The sequence below is a fragment of the Burkholderia sp. AU4i genome, from assembly GCF_000466765.1.
Lineage (GTDB): Bacteria > Pseudomonadota > Gammaproteobacteria > Burkholderiales > Burkholderiaceae > Burkholderia > Burkholderia cepacia.
In genome coordinates this window covers 1-6,350 of sequence record NZ_ASSI01000025.1, presented here as the reverse complement: position 1 = coordinate 6,350, position 6,350 = coordinate 1, and the positions used below count along the sequence as shown (strand labels likewise).

The following is a 6,350-nucleotide window of genomic DNA, read 5'->3' as shown; positions in this document are numbered from 1 at the left end:
CGCCGCGCAACGCCGTGCCGCCGCCCGGCGCCGCTTGCCCGGCCGGCGGCGCCTCGGGCGAGCCTTCGACGATCGATTCGAGCGCATCGGCGAGCACGTCCGGCACGATGCGTTCGAATTCGCGCGTGATCGCCAGCAGCACGTTGCGCAACTGCGGCGTCTTCAGGATCGCGAGCAGCAGCACCGCGCCGCGAATGCGCGTCGCGTCGTACTTCAGCGTCGCGTACACCCACGCGCGTTCGACGGCGTCGTCGATATGCACGGACAGATCCGACACCGAGCCCGCGCCGCGCGGCAGCTTGTCGAGCGCGGCGACGAGCCCGCGATCGATCGCGGCATCGTCGATCCGGAAGTGGCGCAGCACGCGCTGCAGGTCGCCGTCGGGCCGCTGCAGCATCTGCTTGAACCAGTGCGCGAGCTCGACGTACGGGTTGCCGCGCAGCCGGCAGAAGCCGGTCGCCTGCTCGAGCGTTTCGTAGAGGAACGGATTCAGTTTTCCGAACAGGTTGGCGCGGCCGATATCGGACATGACGGTTCCCGTTTAGGCGGTTTCGCGATGAAGGGGTACGCCGCCGCGCCGCACGTCGTAGCGGACGACGAGGTCACGCGCGGGGCCCGGTTCGAGCCGCTGCCCGAGCCAAGCGGTGCGACCGATGCCCTGGGGCGCGCCGAGCGCGATCGCCGGCACCGCGTCGGCCGCCAGTTCAAGCTGCACGTCCCAGTCGAACTCGATGCCGACGTATTCGCGCACCCAGTGCGCAAGCTGCCGGGCATGCGGGCCGCCCGGCAGGAAGCGGCGGTACGCGTCGAGCGACAGCGGGCCGAGTACGATCCGGAAGCGCGACTGCGCATCGCGCACCGCGATGCCGAGCGCGACGGCGCCGACCCGCAGCGTCGACCGAGTCGCGCGGATCGTGCAGCGCTGCGAACGTTCGATCGCGACCCACTGCGGCACGTGCTCGACGATGCGGGCCTCGACACCGAAATGCCGGCGCAGGATCTGCACGAGCCCTTCCGGGTTGCGCGTGTGCCGGACGAGATGGCCGGCATGGAAATAACGTGCATGCGGCGCGAGCGTGTCGGTATCGGCGTTGGCTTGCGCGGCCGGTTTGTCGCCCTGTGCCGCCCGGCCGATCAGGCTTGCGACATACCCGTCGAAGCGCGCGCGTTCCGGGCGATCGAGGCTCACCGTCGGCTGCGCGTCGGCCCACGCGCGGTAGAACAGCAGGATCAGCCGGTGATGAAACAGGTCGGCGAACGCGGCAAACGTCGGGTCGTCGTGCTGCGCGGCGCGTTCGTGCGCGTATTCGGTCAGGTGCGTCGGCAGCGGCCCGTTCGGGCCGAACAGCCCGAATCCGTGAATCGCAATGCGCGGCGGCACGGTGCCGTCGTCGGACACCCCGGCAAGCATCGACGCCGCGAACGCGAGCGACGGTCGCTGCCCGAGCCGCACCGGCTCGTCGCGCGGCCGCACGGCATGGCCGAGCGGCGCGCGGCCGGGCGACAGCGCATCGAGCCAGCGCAGCGCCTGGAACAGGTCGTAACCGTGCGGCGCGGCACGCAGGCGCGCCCACCACGCGTCGCGGCGTGCGGCTTCGGTGGCCGTTCCGGTACGCGGAGACATGTCGCGCTTCATATCGCGGGACGCCTGCCGACACGCGCCGGCCAGTGCGCGAGCGTGCCGCGTTGCGCGCTGGTCAGCACGCATTCGGCGAACGCGTTGATCGACACGTGGCGCGCGAAGAACTGTTCGAGCACCGCGCCGAGCAGGAACGGGCTCTCGCCGGAGAACGCATGGTCGTCGACGGTCACGTCGACCTGCACGCCACGCCCGAACATCAGGGGGCCGGACGCCGGCAGCCGGCGGAACACCGGCGAGAACGCCACGCGCAGCACGCCGTCGATCTGCCGGCGCATCGCGGCATCGGCCGGGTCGGCATGCAGGCTGAGCAGTTCGCGCAGCGCATGCGCGCCCTCGTCGTCGTCGAGATCGGTCAGCGTGTGGCGCGCCAGCCCGAGATGGCGGATCAGCCGCCACGCGGTTTGCGCATCCGCGATCGGCGGGCGCGGCCGCGACGGGCCGCGGATCGCGACGATGCTGTCGACCGGGGCCGACACGCGCAGCGTGAACGTGTTCGCGTCACCGGGCGGCTGCAGCAGCACGAGGTCGCGGTTGGTGCACAGCGTGTCGGCCGCCAGGTAGCGCATCGTCTCGTCGTATGGCGCGCACTGGCTGTCGACGAGCGACACGTAGGTCTCGCTGCCGACGTAGCCGGTGCGCGTGCCGTTCGCGCGCGCCTGGGCGGAGACGAGCCGCGGTTCGCGCCGCACCGTGTAGTACGCGCCGTGGTTGCCGTCGTCGCTGGCGAACGACGCGTGAAACGGCCGGAATTCGCGCGACTGGCCGTCGTCGCGCTGCTCGCTCGCGAGGCGCTGCACCGCATAGACCTCGTAGTCGAGCGGCCGGCTGCGATCGACGACGACATGGTGTTCGCGCGCTCCCGGCTGCAACTGGATGCGATCGGCGCGGCGCGCGAACAGGTTCACGGCCGGCGTGCAGTTCAGCGCGAGGTGGCGCGCGCTGACGGCCGCTTCGAGGGCCGCGTCGTGACGGTCGAACAGCACGGTCAGTTCGAACTCGTCGCCGGTCGCGCGTGCGAGCGCGGCACGCAGCCCGCCGATGCTGAAGAACAGGAAACGCGCCGGAAACGCGAAATACTCGCGCAGGAGCCGGTAGCCGTGGAAGCTGCGGCCGTCGTCGGGCAGGATCGCCTGCGCGGGATCGAAACCCTCGTGGACGATCGCGTCGGCATCGAGCGTATGCAGCCAGCGCGGCGGCTGCGCCGGATCGTGGCACACGACGCCGAGCGCATGGGCGGCGATCAATTCGAGCAGGTGCAGCGCGTCGCGCTCGGGGCCCGCGAGATGGAACGTCAGCCGGTCGAGCGGCAGTTGCGACAGCCTGGCGCCGCCGCGCGCCTTCAGCCGGATGCGCAGCGCACCGCGCACGTCCTGCCGTGCGGCGACGACACCGCGCGGCAGCCACGACGGCGCGCCGGTGACGCTCGCATCGGTCAGCTCGATCGGCCACAGCGTCAGGTCGTGCGCGGTACGGAATTCGCACGCGGTCTGCTCGGACGCGGCCAGCCGTGCACGCAGCGCCGTGCCGGCCGGCAGCCGCCAGCCTTGCGCGAGGCTGCCTTCGTTCAGCATCGGCGCGAACCGCACGATCTCCATCGACGGCAGCGGTGCGACATAACCGGGATACACGGCATCGAGCAGCGCCTGCGTGAAGCGCGGAAACTCGGCGTCCATCTTCAGCTGCACGCGTGCGGTGAGGAAGCTGAAGCCTTCGAGCAGCCGCTCGACGTACGGGTCGGGCGGCCCCGATTCATTGAGCCGCAGCCGCGCGGCGACCTTCGGGAACTGCTGCGCGAATTCGCCGCCGAGCTCGCGCAGGTACGCGAGTTCACGGTTGTAGTAGTCGAGCAGGCGCGTATCCATCGCGTCAGGCTCCCGCCACGGATTGCAGCGACATCGCGCCCGTCTCGAGATCGAGGTCGGAGCGCAGCACGAATTCGAGCGGATGCGGGATCGACCACAGCGTGCCGCGAATCTCGAACAGCAGCACGTTGTGACGCCGTTCGCCGGCGCGGCCGCCCGGCGCATCGGTCACGCTGCGAACGTCGATGCTGTCGGGCGCGATGCGCGGCTCGAAGCGGACGATCGCGTCGCGGATCGACGCCTCGACCGACATCCGCTCGACGCCCGACATCGGTTTGCCGACGAGCGGCCGCATCCCGTAGTTGAGCACCGACGCCTGCGCGTGCGCGAACGCCGGCCAGTCGACGAAACCGTCCTCGGCGTTGCGCGTGTTGAGCAGCCACGCGAGATCGCGCAGCACGGCCGCACGCAGGCGTTCGGTGCCGATCCACTGCGCGCCGGGCGCTTCGCTCGCGCGCTGCGGCGTGTCGTCGGTGAGCCGGTCGAGCAGCGCGGGCTGTAGCCGGTCGCGCAGGTTGCCCTCCCGGCCGTCGCGGGTTCGCGGGTCGTCCATGGTCGTCTCCGCGCCGTCACATCTCGGTGTTTTCCTTGATGTTCCAGCCGACGGTCACCTCCGCGCCCTTGCCGCCGTTGTCGTTCTGCTGCCAGTACTGCTTCTTCACCTTCGCGGCCTGGAAGCCGTAGTGCATCATCAGGCGGTCGGCGACGTCGCCCGGATCGATCCCCGCGACCTGCGCGGACGTGACGAGCACCTCCTGCAGCGTCACGCGCATGAACTCGACCTGCGTGCCACCGGTCTTGCACGCGGAGATCTCGACCGACGACAAATGCTTGCCGTTCGCGCAGTTCTTGATGATCGCGGGTGCCCCCTTGTCCATGTACGCGGCGACGACCAGGTCGTTGAAGCTCGCCTTGCCCGCGTTGCCGCCGCTGCCGCTCGCCATCGCGCCCGGCTGGCTCGCGCCCCACGTGAACGACTGGATGTCGGTCCAGCCCTTGTGCTGCGCGTCCGCCGATTCGCCGGTCACGCCGTCCACCTTCATAAACATTGCCACGCCCATAACCGTCTCCGTTTCAGTGCGATGTCAGGATGAATGCCGCGTTGAAGTCCAATCGTTGCGTGTGCCGCCGCTCATTCGTTGGCCGCCTTCGCGGTCGGCAGCCGCGAGATGAGCCGCAGCGACACGGTAAGCCCTTCGAGCTGGTAATGCGGCCGCAGGAAGAATTTCGACGTGTAGTAGCCGGGGTTGTCCTCGATTTCGTCGACGACCACCTGCGCGGCCGCGAGCGGCTTGCGCGCCTTGGTTTCCTGCGACGAATTGATGGGGTCGCCGTCGACGTAGTTCATGATCCAGTCGTTCAGCCAGCGCTCCATGTCGTCGCGTTCGCGGAACGAGCCGATCTTGTCGCGCACGATGCACTTCAGGTAATGCGCGAAGCGGCAGCACGCGAACAGGTACGGCAGGCGGCCGGACAGGCGCGCGTTCGCGGTCGCGTCGGGATCGTGATACTCGGCCGGCTGGTACAGCGACTGCGCGCCGATGAACGCCGCGAAATCCGAGTTCTTCCGGTGCACGAACGGCATGAAGCCGTTCTTCGCGAGTTCGGCCTCGCGGCGGTCGCTGATCGCGATCTCGGTCGGGCATTTCTGGTCGACGCCGCCGTCGTCGGTCGGGAACGTGTGGCTCGGCAGCCCTTCGACCGCCCCGCCCGATTCGACGCCGCGGATCGACGAACACCAGCCGTACTGCTTGAACGAGCGGTTGATGTTCGCGGCCATCGCGTACGCCGAGTTCGCCCACGTGTAGCGGTCGTGGTTCGCGGCGTCGGTGTCTTCCTCGAAGTCGAATTCGTCGACCGGGTTGGTGCGCGCGCCGTACGGCAGCCGCGCGAGAAAACGCGGCATCGCGAGCCCGATGTAGCGCGAATCCTCCGACTGCCGCAGGCTGCGCCACGCCGCATATTCGGTGTTCTGGAAGATCTTCGTGAGGTCGCGCGGGTTCGACAGCTCCTGCCACGAATCCATCTGCATCAACTCCGGCGACGCACCGGCGATGAACGGCGCGTGCGCGGCCGCCGCGATCTTCGACAGCTCGCCGAGCATCTCGACGTCGGGCGGGCTGTGGTTGAAATGGAAATCGCCGACCAGGCAGCCGAACGGCTCGCCGCCGAACTGCCCGTATTCCTCCTCGTAGATCTTGCGGAACAGCGGGCTCTGGTCCCACGCGACGCCCTTGTAGCGTTTCAGCATCCGCGCGACTTCGTTGCGCGACGCCGGCAGCGCCTTGATCTTCAGCAGCTCGTCGGTCTCGGTGTGCGTGACGAGGTAATGCAGCCCGCGCCACGCACCTTCGAGCGTCTGGAACTCGTTGTGATGCAGGATCTGGTTGATCTGCTCGGACAGCTTGCGGTCGATCTCCGCGATGATCTGCTTCACGCTGCCGTATGCGTCGGTCGTCATGCCGACCGTATGTTCGAGCGCCTGCTGCGCAAGCGTGCGCACCGCGCGCTCGACCGATTCGCGCGCCTCGGCCGTCTTCGGCTTGAACTCCTTCTGCAGCAGCGCCGCGAATTCGTCGTGTGCGACGGCCGGTTGCGCGGCATCGCGTGCGTCTGCGCGGGACTGGACGGGATCATTCATCGCGGGCCTCCGATTGAGCCGCGTCGCGGCCCTGCGCGGGTGCGTGCGGTTCGCGCACGAGCGTCTTCAGCAAGTCGGGATCGTTGATCGCGCGCTCGATCAGCTGCTCGGCACCGTGCTTGCCGTCCATGTACGACAGCAGGTTCGACAGCTCGGTGCGCGCCTCCAGCAGCCGGCGCAGCGCGTCGACGTTGCGTGCGATCGC

General features: G+C 69.1%; 6 protein-coding genes and 1 pseudogene. All 7 read right to left on the bottom strand.

What is annotated here, in order from left to right; genetic code table 11:
• Window positions 1-529 (bottom strand): annotated as a pseudogene (locus L810_RS04070) (Clp protease N-terminal domain-containing protein); the annotation flags it as partial.
• A 12-nt stretch (window positions 530-541) separates the two neighbouring features.
• Complete coding sequence (gene tssG / locus L810_RS04065) at window positions 542-1,636, bottom strand: type VI secretion system baseplate subunit TssG (protein ID WP_021157091.1); 1,095 nt, start codon at window positions 1,634-1,636, stop codon at window positions 542-544.
• Window positions 1,633-3,504, bottom strand: coding sequence for a type VI secretion system baseplate subunit TssF (gene tssF / locus L810_RS04060; protein WP_021157090.1), 1,872 nt, complete (start codon window positions 3,502-3,504; stop codon window positions 1,633-1,635). Before tssF ends, tssG begins: the two co-directional genes overlap by 4 nt.
• A 4-nt stretch (window positions 3,505-3,508) precedes the next feature.
• Complete coding sequence (gene tssE, locus L810_RS04055; RefSeq protein ID WP_021157089.1) at window positions 3,509-4,057, bottom strand: type VI secretion system baseplate subunit TssE; 549 nt, start codon at window positions 4,055-4,057, stop codon at window positions 3,509-3,511.
• 16 nt (window positions 4,058-4,073) lie between these two features.
• Window positions 4,074-4,565, bottom strand: coding sequence for an Hcp family type VI secretion system effector (locus L810_RS04050; protein ID WP_027791618.1), 492 nt, complete (start codon window positions 4,563-4,565; stop codon window positions 4,074-4,076).
• Window positions 4,566-4,636: 71 nt separating this feature from the next.
• Entirely contained in the window at window positions 4,637-6,145 is a 1,509-nt protein-coding gene (gene tssC / locus L810_RS04045) for a type VI secretion system contractile sheath large subunit (protein WP_021157087.1), read from the bottom strand.
• The coding region (locus L810_RS04040) for a type VI secretion system contractile sheath small subunit (protein ID WP_042973126.1) at window positions 6,138-6,350 on the bottom strand (213 nt) is incomplete at its 5' end. The genes L810_RS04040 and tssC, both read right to left, overlap by 8 nt.